This is a genomic window from Deltaproteobacteria bacterium, assembly GCA_040223695.1.
Lineage (GTDB): Bacteria > Desulfobacterota_D > UBA1144 > Nemesobacterales > UBA2774 > JAVKFU01.
The window spans coordinates 1-19421 of sequence record JAVKFU010000021.1; the positions used below are offsets into that span (position 1 = coordinate 1).

The 19421-nt window shown below is 48.2% G+C and carries 22 protein-coding genes; 5 read left to right on the plus strand and 17 right to left on the minus strand.

Annotation, left to right across the window (positions count from 1 at the left end; genetic code table 11):
- The 13 genes from RIG61_14080 to RIG61_14140 all read right to left on the minus strand — a co-directional run.
- On the minus strand, positions 1-121 hold a 121-nt coding region (locus RIG61_14080), incomplete at its 3' end, for a GTP-binding protein (protein MEQ9620285.1).
- Positions 122-161: 40 nt separating this feature from the next.
- On the minus strand, positions 162-2246 hold the full coding sequence (gene fusA, locus RIG61_14085; GenBank protein ID MEQ9620286.1) for an elongation factor G: 2085 nt from the start codon (positions 2244-2246) through the stop codon (positions 162-164).
- An 18-nt stretch (positions 2247-2264) separates the two neighbouring features.
- Positions 2265-2735, minus strand: coding sequence for a 30S ribosomal protein S7 (rpsG, locus tag RIG61_14090; protein MEQ9620287.1), 471 nt, complete (start codon positions 2733-2735; stop codon positions 2265-2267).
- Between the two features lie 18 nt (positions 2736-2753).
- Positions 2754-3125, minus strand: coding sequence for a 30S ribosomal protein S12 (rpsL, locus tag RIG61_14095; protein ID MEQ9620288.1), 372 nt, complete (start codon positions 3123-3125; stop codon positions 2754-2756).
- A gap of 76 nt (positions 3126-3201) precedes the next feature.
- A complete protein-coding gene (locus RIG61_14100; GenBank protein ID MEQ9620289.1) occupies positions 3202-3516 on the minus strand; it encodes a hypothetical protein in 315 nt (104 codons plus the stop codon).
- A gap of 51 nt (positions 3517-3567) precedes the next feature.
- On the minus strand, positions 3568-4842 hold the full coding sequence (purD, locus tag RIG61_14105; GenBank protein MEQ9620290.1) for a phosphoribosylamine--glycine ligase: 1275 nt from the start codon (positions 4840-4842) through the stop codon (positions 3568-3570).
- A 151-nt stretch (positions 4843-4993) separates the two neighbouring features.
- Positions 4994-5815 (minus strand): FkbM family methyltransferase, encoded by an 822-nt coding sequence (locus tag RIG61_14110; protein ID MEQ9620291.1) that lies wholly within the window; start codon positions 5813-5815, stop codon positions 4994-4996.
- Positions 5816-5935: 120 nt separating this feature from the next.
- A complete protein-coding gene (glmS, locus tag RIG61_14115; GenBank protein ID MEQ9620292.1) occupies positions 5936-7768 on the minus strand; it encodes a glutamine--fructose-6-phosphate transaminase (isomerizing) in 1833 nt (610 codons plus the stop codon).
- Positions 7769-9169, minus strand: a complete 1401-nt coding sequence (glmU, locus tag RIG61_14120) for a bifunctional UDP-N-acetylglucosamine diphosphorylase/glucosamine-1-phosphate N-acetyltransferase GlmU (protein ID MEQ9620293.1) — start codon at positions 9167-9169, stop codon at positions 7769-7771.
- A complete protein-coding gene (locus RIG61_14125; GenBank protein ID MEQ9620294.1) occupies positions 9166-9525 on the minus strand; it encodes a cupin domain-containing protein in 360 nt (119 codons plus the stop codon). The genes glmU and RIG61_14125 overlap by 4 nt, the downstream gene beginning before the upstream one ends.
- Positions 9526-9615: 90 nt before the next feature.
- Complete coding sequence (locus RIG61_14130; protein MEQ9620295.1) at positions 9616-10047, minus strand: single-stranded DNA-binding protein; 432 nt, start codon at positions 10045-10047, stop codon at positions 9616-9618.
- A 68-nt stretch (positions 10048-10115) separates the two neighbouring features.
- Complete coding sequence (locus RIG61_14135; protein ID MEQ9620296.1) at positions 10116-10706, minus strand: CoA pyrophosphatase; 591 nt, start codon at positions 10704-10706, stop codon at positions 10116-10118.
- Positions 10707-10730: 24 nt separating this feature from the next.
- Positions 10731-11291, minus strand: a complete 561-nt coding sequence (locus tag RIG61_14140) for a macro domain-containing protein (GenBank protein MEQ9620297.1) — start codon at positions 11289-11291, stop codon at positions 10731-10733.
- 55 nt (positions 11292-11346) lie between these two features.
- Between RIG61_14140 and RIG61_14145 the strand changes: the two genes are divergently transcribed.
- From RIG61_14145 to RIG61_14155, 3 genes are read left to right on the plus strand one after another with little or no spacing between them, the layout of a single operon-like run.
- The gene (locus tag RIG61_14145; GenBank protein MEQ9620298.1) at positions 11347-12252 is read left to right on the plus strand and encodes a glycosyltransferase; all 906 of its coding nucleotides are present in this window, start codon (positions 11347-11349) and stop codon (positions 12250-12252) included.
- 37 nt (positions 12253-12289) lie between these two features.
- Entirely contained in the window at positions 12290-13063 is a 774-nt protein-coding gene (locus RIG61_14150; GenBank protein ID MEQ9620299.1) for an ABC transporter permease, read from the plus strand.
- A complete protein-coding gene (locus RIG61_14155; GenBank protein MEQ9620300.1) occupies positions 13053-13775 on the plus strand; it encodes an ABC transporter ATP-binding protein in 723 nt (240 codons plus the stop codon). Before RIG61_14150 ends, RIG61_14155 begins: the two co-directional genes overlap by 11 nt.
- A gap of 384 nt (positions 13776-14159) precedes the next feature.
- Here RIG61_14155 and rfbB read toward each other — a convergent pair whose 3' ends face one another.
- The 4 genes from rfbB to RIG61_14175 are packed head-to-tail and all read right to left on the minus strand — an operon-like array spanning position 14160 to position 17504.
- Positions 14160-15125, minus strand: a complete 966-nt coding sequence (gene rfbB / locus RIG61_14160) for a dTDP-glucose 4,6-dehydratase (GenBank protein MEQ9620301.1) — start codon at positions 15123-15125, stop codon at positions 14160-14162.
- A complete protein-coding gene (gene rfbD, locus RIG61_14165) occupies positions 15122-15964 on the minus strand; it encodes a dTDP-4-dehydrorhamnose reductase (GenBank protein MEQ9620302.1) in 843 nt (280 codons plus the stop codon). The genes rfbB and rfbD overlap by 4 nt, the downstream gene beginning before the upstream one ends.
- On the minus strand, positions 15964-16437 hold the full coding sequence (locus tag RIG61_14170; protein ID MEQ9620303.1) for a dTDP-4-dehydrorhamnose 3,5-epimerase family protein: 474 nt from the start codon (positions 16435-16437) through the stop codon (positions 15964-15966). Before RIG61_14170 ends, rfbD begins: the two co-directional genes overlap by 1 nt.
- On the minus strand, positions 16437-17504 hold the full coding sequence (locus tag RIG61_14175; GenBank protein ID MEQ9620304.1) for a glucose-1-phosphate thymidylyltransferase: 1068 nt from the start codon (positions 17502-17504) through the stop codon (positions 16437-16439). The genes RIG61_14170 and RIG61_14175 overlap by 1 nt, the downstream gene beginning before the upstream one ends.
- A gap of 558 nt (positions 17505-18062) precedes the next feature.
- On the opposite strand from RIG61_14175, the gene RIG61_14180 reads away from it, so the two are divergent.
- Both RIG61_14180 and RIG61_14185 read left to right on the plus strand, forming a co-directional pair.
- Positions 18063-18977: a glycosyltransferase gene (locus tag RIG61_14180; protein ID MEQ9620305.1), complete on the plus strand. Its 915-nt coding sequence runs from the start codon at positions 18063-18065 to the stop codon at positions 18975-18977.
- Positions 18978-19099: 122 nt separating this feature from the next.
- The gene (locus tag RIG61_14185; GenBank protein MEQ9620306.1) at positions 19100-19237 is read left to right on the plus strand and encodes a hypothetical protein; all 138 of its coding nucleotides are present in this window, start codon (positions 19100-19102) and stop codon (positions 19235-19237) included.
- The last annotated feature ends 184 nt before the right edge of the window (positions 19238-19421 follow it).

Sequence of the window (19421 nt, forward strand, 5' to 3'; positions counted from 1 at the left end):
CTCCGGCCTTGTCCAATACCTTCGTTATCGCCGCCGTGAGCGTCGTCTTACCATGGTCTACGTGACCTATAGTCCCTATGTTTAAGTGCGGCTTCCCCCGCGCAAATCTCTCCTTAGACATCTTATCTCTCTACCTCCTTACGTGAAGTTCACGGCCTGTGTTACTGAACAGCCTGTACATTCGTCTTAAGATTTTCCGAAAGACTTTCGGGCAGCGGGGAATAATGCGCAAATTCCATTGTGAACGAGCCCCGTCCTTCAGTCATAGACCTTAACTCGGTGGCATAGCCGAACATTTCCGAAAGCGGGACTTCAGCCCTTATCGCCTGCATGGCGCCGCGTAGCTCCGAGCCCATGATCTTGCCCCTTCTGGAGCTAAGATTCCCCATCACAGATCCCATAAAGTCCTCGGGAACCACAACCTCTACTTTCATGAGCGGCTCGAGAATTATAGGCTTTGCGCGCAAAACCGCGTCCTTAAAAGCCATCGAGGCCGCAATCTTAAAAGCGATTTCCGAACTGTCCACATCGTGGTAAGAACCGTCGTAAAGCCTTACGGTCAAATCGATGACCGGATAGCCCGCGACCACACCCGTTTCAGAAGCCTCTCTTATGCCCTTTTCCACAGCGGGTATAAACTCTCTCGGTATGGTGCCGCCCTTGATCTCATCTACAAAATTAATTCCGGAACCCTCTTCTCCGGGCTCCATCTTGATTTTAACATGCCCGTACTGACCCCTGCCGCCGGTCTGCCTGATAAACTTCGATTCGACGTCCGAAGGCCGGGTAACCGTCTCCCTGTAAGCGACCTGGGGTCTTCCCACATTCGCGTCCACGTTGAATTCACGCTTCAGCCTGTCAACGATAATCTCCAGGTGCAACTCACCCATACCGGAAATAAGTGTCTGGGCGGTTTCTTCATCATGCTTAACTTTAAATGTCGGATCTTCAAGTGAAATTTTATTGAGTGATAACGCAAGTCTTTCCTGGTCGGATTTGGTTTTCGGCTCGATCGCGATCGATATTACGGGCTCCGCGAAGTAAAGGCTTTCAAGCAGTATCGGGTGGTCTTCGTCACAGAGCGTGTCGCCCGTGGTGGTCGATTTAAGACCGACGGCGGCGACAATTCCTCCCGCTCCAATCTCCTTGATGTCCTCCCTTTTATTGGAGTGCATTCGGAGGAGCCTTCCGATTTTTTCCCTTTTATCCTTTGTCGAGTTAAATACGGTAGTGCCCGAGACAAGTTTCCCGGAATATATTCTCAAATATGTAAGCTGTCCGACGTACGGGTCGGTCATAATTTTAAACGCCAGCGCGGAGAACGGCTCATCATCACTCGGATTTCTCGTCTCCGCCTGCTCGGTTTCGGTATTAATCCCTTCAACCGGAGGAAGCTCGGAAGGGGCGGGCATAAAGCTTACTATAGAATCCAGAAGCAGCTGAACACCTTTATTTTTAAACGCGGTCCCCAGTATTACAGGCACCATGCTGAGCGATACGGTGGCTTTTCTTACTGCCTTGACAATCTGCTCTTCTGAAACCGGCTCGCCGTTAAGATAATTTTCCATTATTTCTTCGTCAAAATCGGCAATCGACTCGAGCAGGTGCTCCCTGCCGGTCTCGGATTCCGAAAGCATGCTCTCCGGTATATCCACGAGCTCGTATTTCGATCCGAGGGAATCGTCATCCCAGACGGCGAGCTTCATTTTTATAAGGTCTATTATTCCTTTAAATTCGTCCCCTTCGAAGTACGGCAGATGAAGGGGAACCGGATTGGCGTTCAGCCTTTCTTTTATCTGGGACACGACCTGTCCGAAATCAGCGCCGACTTTGTCCATCTTATTTACAAACGCCATCCTGGGAACCCTGTACCTGTCGGCCTGTCTCCAGACGGTCTCGGACTGAGGCTCCACGCCTCCCACGGAGTCAAAAACCACTACAGCGCCGTCGAGCACCTTTAAAGACCTTTCCACTTCGATTGTGAAATCCACGTGGCCGGGAGTATCGATGATATTAATCCTATGGTCATTCCAGAAGCACGTAGTGGTCGCCGAGGTAATGGTGATACCCCTTTCCCTTTCCTGCTCCATCCAGTCCATTGTGGCGGTGCCTTCGTGGACTTCTCCGATCTTGTAGGTAAGACCGGTATAGTACAGGATACGCTCGGTGGTAGTAGTCTTACCGGCGTCTATATGCGCCACGATTCCAATATTTCTGACTCTATCTATAGGTATTGCCTTTTCCACAAAACTCCTCCGAATTTATTACCACCTGTAATGAGCGAACGCCCTGTTCGCGTCCGCCATTTTGTGCGTGTCTTCCCTTTTCTTTATGGATCCCCCGCGGCCTTCCGCGGCTTCCATGATTTCACCCGAAAGCTTCTCGACCATCGACTTCCCCTCTCTCTTTCTTATCGCAGAAAGCATCCACCTTATGGCAAGAGACTGGCGGCGGAAAGAGCTTACCTCCATAGGCACCTGATACGTGGCGCCCCCGACCCTGCGCGGCCTTACCTCTATACCGGGCTTTACATTATCCATAGCGGCTAAAAAAACCTCAAGCGGCTCCTTGCCCGTCTTCTCGGCAATAACATCCATCGCAGAGTAAAATATCTTCTCGGCCTTGCTCTTCTTGCCGTCGTACATGAGCGAATTTATAAACTTCGCGACCGTCAAATCACCATATTTGGGATCGACGGGAACCTTTCTCTTTGTTACTGGTCCCTTTCTAGGCATTTCAATCTGTCCCTTTAATTATTTAGGCTTCTTGGCTCCGTATTTCGAACGGCCCTGTCTTCTGTTAGACACCCCTGTCGAATCCAGCGTTCCCCTGACAATGTGATATCTGACGCCCGGAAGGTCCTTGACCCTTCCACCCCTTACTAGTATTACGGAGTGTTCCTGAAGGGTATGCCCCTCCCCGGGGATATAACCAGTGACCTCAACACCGTTCGTGAGCCTTATACGCGCTACTTTTCTGAGCGCAGAATTAGGTTTTTTGGGCGTAGTCGTATATACCCTGACACAGACTCCTCTTTTCTGAGGACAATTCTGAAGCGCGGGGGCTTTGCTCTTCTTCTTGGCCCGTTTTCTTCCATCTCTAACCAACTGACTAATTGTAGGCACTAATGCTTATCTCCATAAAAAGTTAATCCAACTAATATATCCAGAAAAGAACATCCATGTCAAGAAAAAAGTCCTTTTATCCGGGTTTTTTTCTGAGATTCTTTTCAAATCCGACTATTGTAAGAGGTGACTTATACCATCCGGGCTTCCACCTGTTGTCGCCGAATTCTTCTATTTCTTCTCCCGTAGCTCTCATGAGCACGTAAATGTAGCCGCTGTCGTCTATCAGCGGATTCCCGGTTTTAAAGTCCGGAAGAGCTTCAGGCTCACACTCCCAATTGTCAGGCCTGAGCTCCAGAAATTCGACACATTCGATGAAGCTACCCTCATGTCTCGGCTCGAGCCCTTCAAGGGACCGAGTGTCAATGCTTATAAACCATACTTCCGCCATGTTATCACCTCCTTCACAGGAATCATGATACGGGAAAATGTCCGGGCGCCTTTAAACGTGCCTGAGCGCTTTCTTGCCTATATCCGTTCGGTAATAAAGAGACTCGCAATCGATTTCCCCCACTGCTCTGTACGCAAGCTCTATGGCACCTCGAACGTCCTTGCCGAGCGCGGTTATACCCAGAACCCTTCCTCCGCTGGTAACCACATTCCCCTCTTCAACCGCAGTGCCGGAATGAAAGACGAGCACGTTTTCCATCTTGTCGAGCTTATCCAGTCCTTTTATTTGGGCTCCGCGCTTGTAATCCCCAGGATACCCCTTCGAAGCCAGAACCACACAGACGGAAGCCTCTTCTTTCCATTCTATCGTTTCGTCGGAAAGACCCTCCCCGGCAACAGCTTTCAGAACAGGGACAATATCGGAATCTATTCTCATCAGAAGGGGCTGCGCCTCCGGGTCTCCGAACCTGCAGTTGAACTCGAGAACCCTGGGTTCGGAATCCTCGATCATCAGACCCGCGTACAGGATGCCCTTGTACTCCCTGCCCTCTTCCTTCATAGCCCTTATCGTGGGAATCATTATCCGGTTCATCACTTTTTCCGTGAGCTCGGGCGTAAGAACGGGGGCGGGAGAGTACGCTCCCATTCCCCCCGTATTAGGGCCCTCATCACCGTCAAGAAGCGCTTTGTGGTCCTGGGATGATTCCAGAGGAATTACATTCGTTCCGTCGGTAAAAGCGAAGAAGGATACTTCTTCGCCCCTGAGGAACTGCTCCACCACAACCATATCGCCCGAATCGCCGAAAATCTTTCGCCTCATTATATCGTCGAGGACCTCTACGGCCTGTTCCTCGGTTTCGCAAATAAACACCCCTTTTCCGGCGGCGAGGCCGTCGGCCTTTACAACCAGAGGAGGCTTGACCTCCCTGACCCAGTTTACGGCCTCATCAAAATTACGGAAGGCGGAGAAAAAAGCCGTCGGGATATCGTATTTCTTCATTAAATTCTTTGAGAAGACCTTGCTCGTCTCGATCTCCGCCGCGGCGCTCGCAGGGCCGAATATATCGAGGCCCTCTTCACAGAACCTGTCCACAATCCCGAGCGAGAGGGGAAACTCCGGCCCCACGACCGTGAGGTCTATCTCCTCCGCCCTGGCGAACCTGAGCAGCCCCTCGACGTCCGAAACTTTAATATCAACGCAATCGGCGTGCCCGGCGATACCCGGATTGCCCGGAGCGCAGTAAAGCGTTTGAACAAGGGGGCTCTGCCTTATTTTCCAGCAAAGGGCGTGTTCTCTGCCCCCGCTTCCTACGACGAGCACTTTCATAGTATTTGCAATTACCTCTTCAATTACGGTTTGTAGTGCAAGAAGCCCGTTAATTTACCAGATATTATGCGGTTGTAAAAACGCATTATGTAATAATCCTCTTTTTTGTGAAAGATCCGGTCCGAATACGCCCGAAAGACGCATGCCTGATTCAAGACAAAACGAGCTCCTTTCTGATAAATACGATATTTTGATATGTAAATATCTCTGCAAAAAAAGGTCGATACGGCCTCAATCCCAGCAATCGACCATAGGGCAATATCCGAAAGGGTTCATAGTCGTCCAGGAAATCCATAAAGTTTCTGAGAAACGTCCCGGAATAGATATTCATTTCATTGAATTCGATAAGAATGTATGGAACCTTTTGCCGACGTATTGTTTCTCCAAGTCCCTTGAGTACGTTAAACTCAAATCCTTCCACATCTATTTTTACGAAAACAACTTGTAATTCGTTCTCGGAAACAACGTCATCAAGTTTCCGAACCGGGACCTCCCATTCAGCAGCTGTTACATGATGGGCCTCTTCAATTGCTTCTCTGAAAAAAGACGCGTGTGTAGATCCCCTCCTGTCGCTATAGTCAAACAAAGACAAAGTCGCATCCCGGTCACCCGCTCCAATATTTAGCAGTGTCACACGATCATTATGCACATATCTGTTATATAACCTTTCGAACGTCCGGGGATGCGGCTCTACAGCAACCACATTTAAGAAGTCGCTGTTGTTTAAAACCTCTTGAGTAAAATTCCCCTCGTTTGCTCCAACATCGAGAATAGTGTTGTTCGGTCCGTCAATTTTGAGAAGGACACTTTTGGTAAACGGTATTTCTCCGCTTAATTTTTTGGTTCCATAATTTCGGACGCCCAGACCTTTAAGACCCAGCAAAACCAGAATTTCGTTAAACCTGCTGCATTCAGGCCTACCGAAAATTTTAGCGTGAAGACTTGACAGAAGCTTGAGCAGTTTGAACTTCATTCGGATAATCTCGTCGAACAAAATTTCGAGATCAGGACCGGGATGCGAAACCAAAGACCGTCTGTATTAATGGCGGTTCTGAGACAGACACTCAGTCCTCAGGAATGCGCGCGGGAAACGCTACTCTACGGTCACAACCTTTGCCAGATTTCTCGGCTGATCGACATCCGTGCCTTTTAACGTCGCAATGTGGTAGGCAAGAAGCTGAAGCGGGATTACCGAAATAAGGGGACTCAACAAATAATGGCTCCCGGGTACTTCAATTACCCTGTCTACATTACCCTTAAGTTCCTCGGCTCCGGTATCGGAAGTGAGGAAAATAACCTTTCCCCTCCTGGCCCTTACCTCCTGAAGATTACCCAAAATTTTCCTGTATGTAATCCCGTCATCTGGCGCGATTAAAACGAGGGGCATATTCTCGTCTATGAGCGCTATCGGGCCGTGCTTCATCTCGCCCGCCGCGTAGCCCTCGGCATGTATGTAGGAGACTTCCTTTAGCTTAAGCGCCCCTTCGAAAGCCACGGGATGATTTATTCCCCGTCCGAGATATAAAAAATTTCCGTACTGGAAGAATTCTTCCGCAAGCTCTTTAATGTAATCGTCAAGCTTTAGGGTCACCTGGATCAACTGCGGAATTCGGATCGCCTCCCTTATGAGATCAGACGCGCTTTTTTTATTGAGCCGTTTTTTAATCCTGCCGAGATAGATGGAAAAGAGGAAAAACGCCATGAGCTGGGTCGTAAACGCCTTGGTGGACGCAACCCCGATTTCGGGCCCGGCATGCGTATAAATAACGCCGCCCGACTCCCTGGCGATTTTGCTCATCAACACGTTCGTTATTCCAAGCGTCCTGGCCCCGCGATCCCGCGCCTCAAGCAAAGCCTCCGATGTGTCAGCCGTCTCCCCCGACTGGGAGACGGCTATCGCAAGCGTTTTTTTATCTATGATCGGATTCCGGTACCGGAACTCGGAGGCAATATCCACCTGAACCGGAACCCCGGCAATAGTTTCTATCATATATTTCCCGATGAGGGAAGCGTGGTAGGACGTGCCGCACGCAAGGGCCTCTATTCTGTTTATATCCTTCAGATAAGAACTATCCAGGCCCTCGAGGAATACCTCTCCGGTCTCTTCCGAGAACCTCCCGCGCATCGTATCGAGGACGGCCCGAGGCTGCTCGTGTATTTCCTTAATCATAAAATGGCGGTACCCGCACTTTTCGACCGAAGCGGGGTCCCAGTTTATGGTCTGCGCTGCTCTTTTAAGCGGGTTGCCCTCGAGATCCGTTATCCTTACTCCCTCGCGCTCGAGCACGGCGACGTCGCCGTCTTCAAGGAATATGACGTTACGGCAGAACGGAAGAACCGCGGGTATGTCGGAGGCAAGGTAATTCTCGTGCTCGCCCACGGCTACTATAAGGGGGGAGAACTGTCTGGCCGCGATAACCTTGTCAGGGTCCCTTTCGGAAATGACTGCCAGGGCGTAAGAGCCTTCCACCCTTTTTAAGGCCGCCCTTACTGCGTCCTCCAACTCCAGACCGCTCTTTGAAAAATCCTCGATTAGATGGGCGAAGATTTCGGTATCCGTGTCGGAGCAAAATTCGTAGCCCTTTTTTATTAGCTCGTTCTTGAGCCGGGCAAAATTCTCTATTATGCCGTTATGCACGACCGAAGTCCCCCCTGAGGTATGGGGGTGCGCGTTTCTTTCAGTCGCGTCTCCGTGAGTAGCCCATCTCGTGTGTCCTATGCCGAGGGCTCCGTCAGATTCGTGCTTACTCAATTTCTTCTTCAGATTTTCAAGCTTTCCCGTGCTTCTGTATACCCTCGGACGCCCGCTCTCCATAAGCGCGATTCCAGAGGAATCGTACCCCCGGTACTCGAGCCTGGTCAGGCCCTCCAGAAGAACGCCCACAGTTTTACCGCGATTCCCGACGTAGCCGACTATTCCGCACATTTACTTTTTCGCCTTCTTCTCCTTCGGCTTTCTACTCCAGTTTTCAATAACCGTCTGCCGTGCCCTGCCTATCGCAAGGGCGCCTTCAGGGACATCTTTCGTAATCGTAGAGCCCGCCCCTGTGGTGGCCCCCTTCCCCACCTTTACGGGAGCGACCAGCATCGTGTCGCTTCCGATGAAAACATCATCCGCCACAACAGTTTGATGCTTATTGAATCCGTCGTAATTACAGGTGATAGATCCCGCGCCTATGTTGACGCCTTTACCCAGAACGGCGTCCCCCACGTAGGATAAATGGGGAACTTTGGACCCTCTGCCGATTTCTGATTGTTTTATCTCCACAAAATTTCCGATCTTCGCTCCCTCCATGATCCGGGTTTCCGGACGCAGGTGCGCGAACGGCCCGACCGTTACATCGTTTTTAATAACGGCGTTCGATATATATGAGGAGAGCTTGACGGTAACTCCGTTTCCCAGCTCGGAATCCTCTATCCACACTGAAGGGCCTATTGTCGAGCCCGCGCCGATCCTGGTGTTTCCGTATATATGCGTACCCGGATAGAGAACCGAGTCGCGGCCGATCTTGACGTCGGGGGAAATATACGTGCTTGCGGGATCGATAATCGTTACCCCCGAGCGCATCAGGCGGGAGTTTATCCTTTCTTTCATTATGTTCTCAACCCGGGAAAGCTGAGCCCTGTCGTTTACACCTATAACTTCATCGCTGTCCGAGACGACCACGCCTGAAACTTCGCGTTTGTTCCTGGAGGCGATTCCTATTATATCGGTCAGGTAATACTCTCTTTGTTTGTTCCTTGAATTAATTCTTGAAAGCGCGTCCCAGAGAAAAGCGCTCTTAACGCAATAAGTGCCCGAGTTTATCTCCCTTATCTTTCTCTGCTCCGAGGTGGCGTCCTTCTCCTCGACTATCTCTTCCACCCCTTCGTTCTTATTTCTAACTATCCTGCCGTAACCGGCAGGGTCGTCGAGAAGAGCGGTCATGACCGAAACATCGGACTTGTTCTTTTCGTGCCTGCTCAGAAATCTTTTAAGGGATTTTGAGGTAATAAGCGGAAAGTCGCCGTTAAGAATTAAAATATTCCCTCTGAACTTGGCCAGGTCGCTTCGGGCGCTGTTAGCCGCATGCCCCGTGCCAAGCTGCTTATCCTGAACGGCATATGAAATGCCCTCAGAGCCGATTACGCTCTTTAAGTCCCGAGAGCCTTTGCCTACCACAATTACGATACGGTCGGGGGACAGTTTTTTAACCGCATCCAGGACATGACTAAGCATAGGACGACCGAGAACGGGATGAAGCACTTTGGGCACAGCCGATTTCATCCTTTTACCCATTCCCGCCGCAAGAATTACTACTGCCAGATTCATATGTCTTTTTTTCAAATCCTCCCGTATCTGTCTTCCAACCTTACGATGTCCTCTACATGAGGAGTGGACACCTCAAACACCTCACAGTCCTCCACGGCGGTCATTCTATGTCTGGTATAAGGTTTTATCCTCACGGACTCGCCGGGCTCAAGCCTTATTTCCTCTCTCGTCCCCCCTTGCTCCTCAATCTCCAGAATCATCTCGCCGCTCCTGAGGTAAATAGACTCATCCTTTATCTCGTGATACTGATAGCTCAAGCTATGACCTTTATTTATATGGAGTATTTTTCCCACATACTTGTCCGTATGGGCCCACCATAACTCGTGCCCCCAGGGCTTGTCGACTCTTTTGATATCTGCGCTTTTTTTCACCGTATCAGGTTCCCGATTAATCAGCCGGATCTATATGAAGGTTGATTTAAAAAGGAAGGTTTATCACTCAGACAATGATTGAATCAACTCTTAAAACGGAATATCGTCATCAGAATTAAATGAATCCTCGTCAACATCGAAATCCTCCGGAACGCGGTCGTCGGAAGCTGAAGAGGCGTCCGGCTTACCACCCGCCGGGCTTAACATCTGCATTGTTCTCGCAATGACTTCCGTGGTCCATCTTGTCTTGCCCTCCTTATCCTCCCATGAACGCGTCCTGAGAGCGCCTTCCACATAAATCATCTTTCCCTTCGATAAATATTCCCCGCAAATCTCCGCCAGTCTGCCCCATGCCACTATCCGGTGCCACTCCGTGTATTCCTGCTTCTCGCCTTCCTTGTTGGTATGCCCCTCAGTCGTAGCCAGAGTAAAATTGGCAACCGCCTGTCCGCTCGTCGTATATCTGATCTCGGGGTCGCGGCCCAGGTTTCCGATCAAAATCACTTTATTTACTCCCCTCATTGTTATCTCCCTATATTATATATCGTTTTTTTGAAATTCTATCATTAGAGGTTGTCAAAATCCAGAAATCAGAACAGATGCGAAGAGAAGGAAAGGAATTGATGCACTATTCTCCCGGTCATACCCCAGATGATATATTGCTTATAACTGTAAACGTAGTCCTGAACGGTTCTCCCGCGCCTCTCCCGGAATCTGATCTTGACGTTTTTTTCATCCTTCAGGTGGCTGAGCGGGACCCATACCGCAGCCTCGACTTCAAGCATATTAGGCTTCAAGGTAACCTCACCGCTAAGCAAGCACAAGTAAGGGGTAACTATATAATTGTCGGTGCGGGGATTATTGGGATTGACGTCGTCGAGCTCGCCGATAAGATGCCCGCACAAGTTTAAATCAACTCCGATTTCCTCATGGGTCTCACGTATCGCCGTATCGAGCTTGCTTTTATCCCCTTCCGCCATTTTGCCGCCCGGGAAAGCCACGTGTCCGGAGAAAGCGTCCCGGTCGCTCTCGGGTCTTTTTATGAACAGGATTGACAACTCCTCCCCGCTCTCCCTCAGTATCAGCATGACGGCGGCATGAACAAAATCCCCTTCTTTCTCTATCTTCAGCGGATCCCTGTTTCTTACAAGTTCTTCCAGCTGTTTTGTCGTGTCGCTCAACACTTCTCGTTCCCTGACCGGAATCTACGACCTGTTTTCTCCGGCTTTGATCGTTTTCAATGTCTCTTGGAAAACCCTGTACGCATCCTCGTCAAAAAGTACAAAGTAAACGGCTTTAATCGATCTCTCTTCGCTATTAAGATAGCCGGAAACCGTATTTATCATAATTTCGGCGCATTCTCCAAGCGGGAAACCCCCGACGCCCGTGCCTATGGCGGGGAAAGCTATTGAAGCCGCGCCATTTTCATCGGCCTTCAAAAGACTGTTCCGGGTTGAGTTTACGAGGGACTCGCGGGTCACGGCTCCTCCGGGACGCATGCCTGCCGCGTGAATGACGTATTTCGCTTTGAGGTCGCCGGCACCTGTAACGGCGGCCTCCCCCAGGGGAACGGGACCAATCCCGTCGCACTCGCTCTGTATTGAAGGGCCGCCTTTATTTCTTATCGCTCCCGCTACCCCGCTACCGAGAATGAGATCCGTGTTGGCGGCGTTTACCACCGCGTCGACATCCATTTCCGTTATATCGCCTTTTCGAATAAATATTTGAAAATTCCCGCCCATTTCGCCGCTCGATAAACTTGACATTTATATCATTAAAACTACTAATTTAATCTATAATATTTTTCGAAACAATAACACAATGGACTTGAGGGCGCCGGTTTTAAAAAAATGTTACGATTTATTCCCCTTCCCCCTGGGAGGAGATGCCGAGCTTGCCGAGGCCGCGCCAGGCTGCGATATTTCATGCGTAATCAACTTCTACGGACGAACCGACCTGCTGAGAAACATACTGACCTGCCTTTCGGATCAGACCCTCGGGAAAAACAGATTCGAGGTGATTCTGGTCGAGGACAGGGGGGGGACGGAAGCGGGGAGGGATATTGCGAGCCATTTCAAGGGAGCAATCAACTTGAGTTATTTCGCAATCGGGGAGAACTACGGCGTCATGGGGTACGCCAGGAACTTCGGTTTATCCAGGACGAAGGGCAGATATATAATTTTTCTGGATGACGATACGGTTATTCTCGATAAGGAGTTTCTCTCCGTCATCATCGACGAGTTCGACACTTCGGACGCGGACGCGGTCATGCCCCGCGGAAGCGCGAGCTACTGTCTCCTGAGGGAGAAGTACAGCTATCACGACCCGTTTTTCCCTACGAACAGGTGCATGGCTTATAAAAGGGAAACTCTTGAGGAACTCGGCGGGTTCGTGTCCGCCATAATAGGGCAGGAGGACGTTGAGCTCGCGGTCAGGCTCACGGCGGGGGGGAAGAAGATTCGTCGTTCCTATCTAACAGGGTACATGCACCCCCCTTTGATATACAGAGATACTAATAAAGCCGCCGCGGTCGGGTACTCTTTTGCAAAGCTGAGATGCAGATATCCCTTTTTCGTGTGGGTAATGCTCCTCCTTAACGGCGCGAGATATTTGCCCGAGCTCATGATTCCCTTCAGCACGAAACACAGGATGCGCGGGAAATTCGGTCTGGGTTTTGTGCTCGGGGTTTGGTATTCGATAATAGGGAGAAAAATGGAGTATAATTAATGCTCATCCGTAACTCCACCGGACGTATATTCTCCATATGCTAAAACGACTCTTACCCTATAGAGACCTTCTTTATATATATATTTGGCGGGAATTCAACATCAGATACCGCCAGTCGATAATAGGCGCCCTATGGGCCATAATCCAGCCGCTCAGCATGATGCTCCTTTTCACGTTCGTCTTTACATATATATTCAAGTTTAAAATTTCCGGGTACCCGAGGCCCGTATTCTTTTACGCCGGTCTCCTACCCTGGACCTTTTTTTCTTCATCCGTAAACTATTCGTTCTCCAGTCTCACGGGAAATTATAATCTCATCACAAAAATCTACTTTCCGAGAGAGATACTCCCTTTATCCGGAATAGCGATAGCATTTTTAGACTACATTGTCGCATCTCTTATATTTATCCCCATGCTTATGATATTTAAAATTCACATTACTCTTTACGCCTTGTGGATTATTCCGCTCCTCACGCTCCTGTTCTTTTTCACCACCGCAGTGTCGCTTTTCCTGTCAAGCCTGAACGTCTACTACAGAGATGTGAAGCTGGCGACCGGATTCGTGATTCAGCTCCTGTTCTTCGCATCGCCCATTCTTTACTCCATCGACGATCTGAGCCTTAAACTGAAGCTCGTACTCTTCTTGAACCCCCTCACATTTATAATCGAGAACATGAGAAGATGCGTCATCGAAGGAAGGGGCGTAGTTCTCTGGCAGTTTGTTTTTGCCAGCATAATTGTTGGTGTTTTCTACGTTTTGTCGTACAGATTCTTTACAAAAACAGAGCGAGACTTTGCGGATGTCATCTGAAACCCTGATAGAGCTTAAAAACGTATGGAAAAAGTACTCGACAAGGGATGTTTTCCACAGATCCCTCAGAGAGGAGATTACGAATCTCTTTGCGAGTAGTCCGAGGGACAAGCTGGACGAGGGCGAGTTCTGGGCGCTGAAAGACATAAATCTCCGCATAAAAAAGGGCGAGTGCGTGGGGCTGTTCGGCCCGAACGGCTCGGGGAAGACAACGATCCTGAAGCTTATCGCATCCGTGACGTATCCCAACCGGGGAGAAGTAAACGTCGTGGGCAGAGTGGCTCCTCTGATATCCGTCGGCGCGGGATTTCATCCCGACCTTACCGGCAAGGAGAACATATACACCAACGGCACCATAATCGGAATGACTATAAATGAAATCAGGAGGAAGATAAAAAACATTACCGAATTCGCGGAGATAGAAGAAAAATTTATGAATATGCCCGTAAAGAAATATTCCACCGGCATGAACGCCAGACTGGGCTTCTCAATTGCGATCCACAGCAGTTCGGAGATAATTTTAATCGATGAGATCCTTGCAGTAGGAGATGAGTCGTTTCAGGAGAAATGCATAGATAAAATCAAAGAGCTGATCGGCAACAACAAGACGGTCATTATCGTATCGCATGCCAGAAAAAGGATGGAGGAACTGACGGACAGAATACTGTTTATAAAAGGCGGTGAAATAATAGATACACAAACAAAACTATAAGCTTATAATGGACCCGAAGGCGGCGTAACCATGCCCCCTTCGTATGAAACCTCAAAGCCGGCTTTGACTTGCTCACACAGCTCTCCTCTCATTTTCTTTATCTCACCGAGTTTTGCCATTACTTCCTCTCCGATCGCTGCCAGCTACGTGCTGTCGCGGTGCGTTCGAAAACTCACCCGCAATGGGCACGGACGGTGTACCATTTAATTGGGGGATTCTTTACAGGAAAACTCGTGCAATCAGCTATCACGCGGCGTTTCATTCTTTTATATTTGAAGACGCTATTTTCATATTACATGATCTTCTCAAAATCCCTGTTAGACGTAGAAGGACCTGAAGTCTAGAGAGCATACAACTCACGGAGGGATTTAATTCTCTCATCACCTAGAGTGTAAATTTTCTCCACCAAGCCTCGTTCTCCAGGTACCACTTTACGGTCTTCTCAAGGCCCTCATCAAAGCCGGTTCGCGGCTTCCAGCCCGTCTCTTTCTTTATCTTTTCCGAGTTCAGGCTGTAGCGGAAGTCATGGCCGGGCCTGTCCTTGACGTAAGTTATGAGCGATTCAGGCTTTCCAAGTATGGAAAGTATTTTCTTAACCACGTTAATGTTGACAGCTTCCTGGCCGCTTCCCACATTATAGACCTCTCCCGGCCTTCCGCTTTTCATGACCTGTAATACCGCCTCAGCGCAGTCCTCGACATAAAGCCACTCCCTCACGTTGAAGCCCCGAGCGTAGACCGGCACAGGCTTGTTGCTCATAGCATTGCTGATAACAACGGGGATGAGTTTTTCAGGGTACTGCCACGGTCCGTAATTGTTGGACGGTCTGACAATCACGGCTGGCAGGCCGTAGGTGTGGATGTAGGCCTTGACGAAATGGTCGCCTGCAGCCTTGCTTGCAGAATAGGGGCTGTTTGGGTTAAGCGGCGTATTCTCAAAGAACTGGCCCTCTTTAATTTCTCCGTATACTTCATCTGTGGATATATGTATGAACCTCTCTATGCCGGACTCCCTTGAGGCATCGAGAAGTGTAAGCGTGCCCCGGACATTAGTTCTCTCGAAGGGAAAAGCATCTGTTATTGATCTGTCCACGTGGCTTTCAGCCGCAAAATGCACCACAGTATCAACGCCCTTTGAAAATATGCCCTTTACAACATTACCGTTGGATATGTCATCTCGTATGAAATGATATCTTTTGTCAGACTCCACTTCTCTCAGCCTTTTGTTATCGCCTGCATATGTGAGCTTGTCCAGGTTGTAAACGGTTATGTCGTCCGAATTTTTTAGCAACAATCTAATGAAGTTTGCTCCTATAAAGCCGACTCCGCCTGTTACAAGAACTGTTTTCATTCCTCGTCCCTTAGAAATCTGTCTGTCGCGTCTTGCCAGGATGGAAGAAACGAGCCTAGAGTTTCGGCAATGGGAAAATTGTCGAGTACTGAAAACCCGGGCCTTCTGGCCGGAGTATCGAACTCTTCACCCTTTGCCGGCTGAAGCCTGCCTTGCCACTTTGTCTTTTCCAGGATAAACGCTACCCATTCATATCTGCTGCAGTGGCCGGAATTTGTCATATGATAGAGACCGAAATTTTCCGTTCGTATCAGCTTCATCACTGCGTCAGCAAGATCCACGGTATAGGTAGGAGAAGATATCTGGTCATCCACAATCCTGAGCATCTCGTTCGTTGATGCCCATTGCAGCACTTTTTTCGGAAAGGAATATTTCCCCTCACCGAAAACCCAGCTTGTTCTTATCAAATAATGCCTGTCCAGATGGTTTTTTAGCAGTTCTTCGCCCAGGAGTTTGCTCTGCCCGTACCTATTTATCGGTTCCGGTCTATCGGCTATTGTATAAGGTCTCCTGCCATCTCCACAAAACACATAATCAGAACTGAAATGCACCAGCACTGCATCATATTTGCGGCAAGCGCAGGCGAGATTCTTCACACCTATGCCGTTAACCATGAAGGCATCTTCCCAGTTTTTTTCGGCTCTGTCCACATCATTAAAAGCGGCGCAGTTTATCACTATATCGGGCCTCGAGTCTGAGATGACATCAAAGACCGCCCTGAAATCCGTGACGTTAAATGCGTCTTTAGCCGGAGCTTCTACCTCGTAGCCATGGGATGGTGCAGTCTTGATAATCTCCCTAGCCAATTGACCGCCGGACCCTGAGACCAGTATTTTCATCAATCCACCTCATACGCGGAGTCGGGATCGTCTTCATACCGGATCTCATCCACAGGCTCTTTCTTTCCCCAGCCCGCATAAAGCCTGTTGGGAAAATTCAGGACAATACCATCTCCGGAACCGATGTTTTTATAGGCGTGGACGACGCCCGGAGGGATAATCACGCATTTGGGACTTTCCTTTCCGAGAAAAAACACCATGCGGCTTCCGTATGTGGGCGAGTCGGCCCTTGTGTCCCAGAGAACAAGTTTGAACGTCGATGAGTAAAAGGCAAAGTAGTCTGTCTGCTCTTCGTGGGCATGGGGGCCTCGCTGTACGCCGGGTTTAGTCATCGATACGTAAGACATGGCGGGATGCAGGCTTTCATCCATATCGTCCTTTCTAAAAAGCTCACAGAGCCAGCCTCTTTCATCATTGAAAAACCTCAAATCTCTTATCTCAACACCTTCAATTTCTCCATCTTTAAATTTCATTAAAGCCCCACCTCTGAATCGTCACCTATATGCAGCCTGAGTGCTTTATGAGGAGAAAGGTCCTTATGGATTGTCGAATTTTTCCCTATAAGGCTCTCCTCTAGTCTCTCTATACCCGAGACCTCGGAACCGTCCAGTATCACCGAAAATTCCACAGACGTCTTCTGTATGAGGCAGTCGTTTCCAATACTGGTATAAGGGCCTACAAAGGAATCCCTGATTGTGGTGTTCTTTCCGATGATCGTCGGGCCCCGGACGGTACTGTTTTCGATACGAGAGTCTTCTTCGATATGAACCCTTCCTATGACATTGCTTCCTGCATCTACGTTGCCCTTCATATGGGTATGTATCATTTCATCAAGCACCACCCTGTTTGCCTCGAGCATATCATCCTTTTTCCCCGTATCCAGCCACCAGGATTCAAGTATGTGGCTGCTCACCGCCTTCCCTGAGGCGATGAGCTCCTGTATAGCATCAGTGATTTCAAGTTCTCCCCTCCATGAAGGCTTTATCTTTTCGATTGCCCGATGGATTTCAGGAGAAAATACATAGACACCGACAAGGGCAAGGTTTGAGGGCGGCTCCTTAGCTTTTTCTACCAACTTTACGACTTCGCCTTTGTCATTTACTTCGGCCACCCCGAACCGCTGTGGCTCCGCCACCGGCTTGAGGAGAATGATGGCATCGGAGTGCTCCCGTGTGAATTCTTCAATAAAGCTAGTGATGCCCGAGCCTATAAGGTTGTCCCCTAGATACATAACGAAAGGGGAGTCGGCCAGGAAGTCTTGAGCCGTCTTTACTGCATGGGCGAGGCCTGAAGGGGCGTCTTGAAGAATATACGTTATTTTAACGCCCCAGAAACTTCCGTCGCCGACGGTCTCTCTGACTTCTGCACCTGTTTCCGGAGCAATGATGACCCCGATATCCTTGATTCCTGTCGTGCTGATAGAGTCAATGACGTAGTGAATGATTGGCCTATTTGCTACGGGGATGAGTTGTTTCGCAATGGTATGGGTGAGCGGCCTAAGTCTCGTCCCCCTACCCCCGCTTAAAACAAGCGCCTTCATCCTGCCCTCCTATTGTGTAGGAATTAACTAACTCATTTTGTAGGAATAAGCTAGCACATTTTATAGGAATAATCTAACGTGCATGATGGAGCCCCGGCGCCCGTGAATAAGAGAGATTATGTAAGCTTCCCATTATCTAAGCAGACAGTCCTAAAGTAGAACTTTTGGATGTTAGCTTTTCCGTGAGGCGGGCTCGGTTTCTACAAGCACTACCTTTGTTAAAGACCGATTGAGCATAATGAGATAATGAAGTAAAATAAAAGAAATAAGGTTAACCTGAAGAGTTGAAGTAAAGGCCATTGTAGCTCAGAACATTTCAGTTTATATGAATTATACTTTAAAGGCAGGGATACGTATAAGATGCACACTTTCTTAAACCTTTTGGAACACCCCATAGTTTTACATTCCCTGGACAATCAAAACAGATTACAAGGTGAGATGGAAACTTTCTTGATATAAATTTGTGTCTTAACATCTGAAGCTGGAAGTTAACAAAACCGCTAAGGCGGATAGGAAAATTAATTGCAAGATCAAAAATGTTTTAATGAACGAGATTAAATGAAAAATCCAGAAGTAAGCGTCGTAATGCCGGCCTACAATCATGAAAAGTTCGTCGGCGAAGCCATAGAAAGCGTTCTTAACCAGACATTTACAGATTTTGAATTCGTCATCATTAACGACGGCTCAAAGGACGGGACAGAAGCTGTAATAAGAAGGTATGACGACCCGAGGATAAAATACTATAGTCAGAAAAATCAGGGCGCGCATAACGCAATCAACAAGGGCATTTCAATAGCCAAGGGTAAGTATATCTCAATTATCAATTCCGATGACGTTTACCATCCCGAACGTCTGTCTTTTTTACTTGAACAGGCTGAATCGAGAGATGCAGTTTTTATATTTACTGATTTGATATTTTTAAGTGAAAGTCATGGATATAAAGAGAACCATTCTGAATGGTTCGAAAACTTAAAGTCGATTTATAATAACAGCAAGTCGCTTGAAGTGACATTTCTCTCAGGCAATATAGCAGTTACTACATCGAATTTCTTTTTCCTATCAAGCATTCTGAAAGAGATAGAGCCTTTTCAACCATACAGATACGTGCATGACTATGATTTTGTTCTCAGAGTGCTTCTCAAATACCCGGATAAGTTCCTCTACGTTTCCGACAAGAAATATCTTTCATACAGGCTTCACGGGGCAAATACAATCAGGGAATCAATAACGGCTGTCCATATCGAGGTGCTCAGGCTCTTACTTGAAAAAACCCATGAATTTATACAGAACGAAAGCGATAGAATACGCGCTAAAGCAGCGCTAAAATACATCAAACACATGGATGAAGATATATTCCGAACAATGCAGCAAAACAATAGTTATACTCAAGATATTCTAAATACAATTAGCTGGAGACTTACCGAACCGTTAAGGCGGCTCGGGGATTTTCTTCTTAGAATAAAATCGAAATAAAGATGTGAATGGCATAATTGGCATAAACGAACCGACCATTATACCGCTTTAAGTAGTTGACTTCTCATTGTTAGCATTGAGCTTGCACTTGGAAGAAGGAAACACTAAAATTACTGAATCTTATGAATAGAAATGCGGTTTTGAATCATTCACCTTCCAGAATTATAGCTTTTTACGATCTCAGATTGCCGGAAACGAGGATCGCACAGGCAGAGCTGGCTACTCACTACTGGATAGAAGCATCGACGATAAGGAGATAATTCAGCATAAACGTGAAATAAGTACGCTCATCGGAGACCTATGGTACAGACTTTTGCAATTCAGGACAGGTTAGGCTTGTATAAATTAGACTTTTAAAAACAGGAACTCATAGTATGCATACTGATTTGAATCTTACAGAATATCCCATTGTCTATACATTCCCCAAACGGTTAACTAAATTTT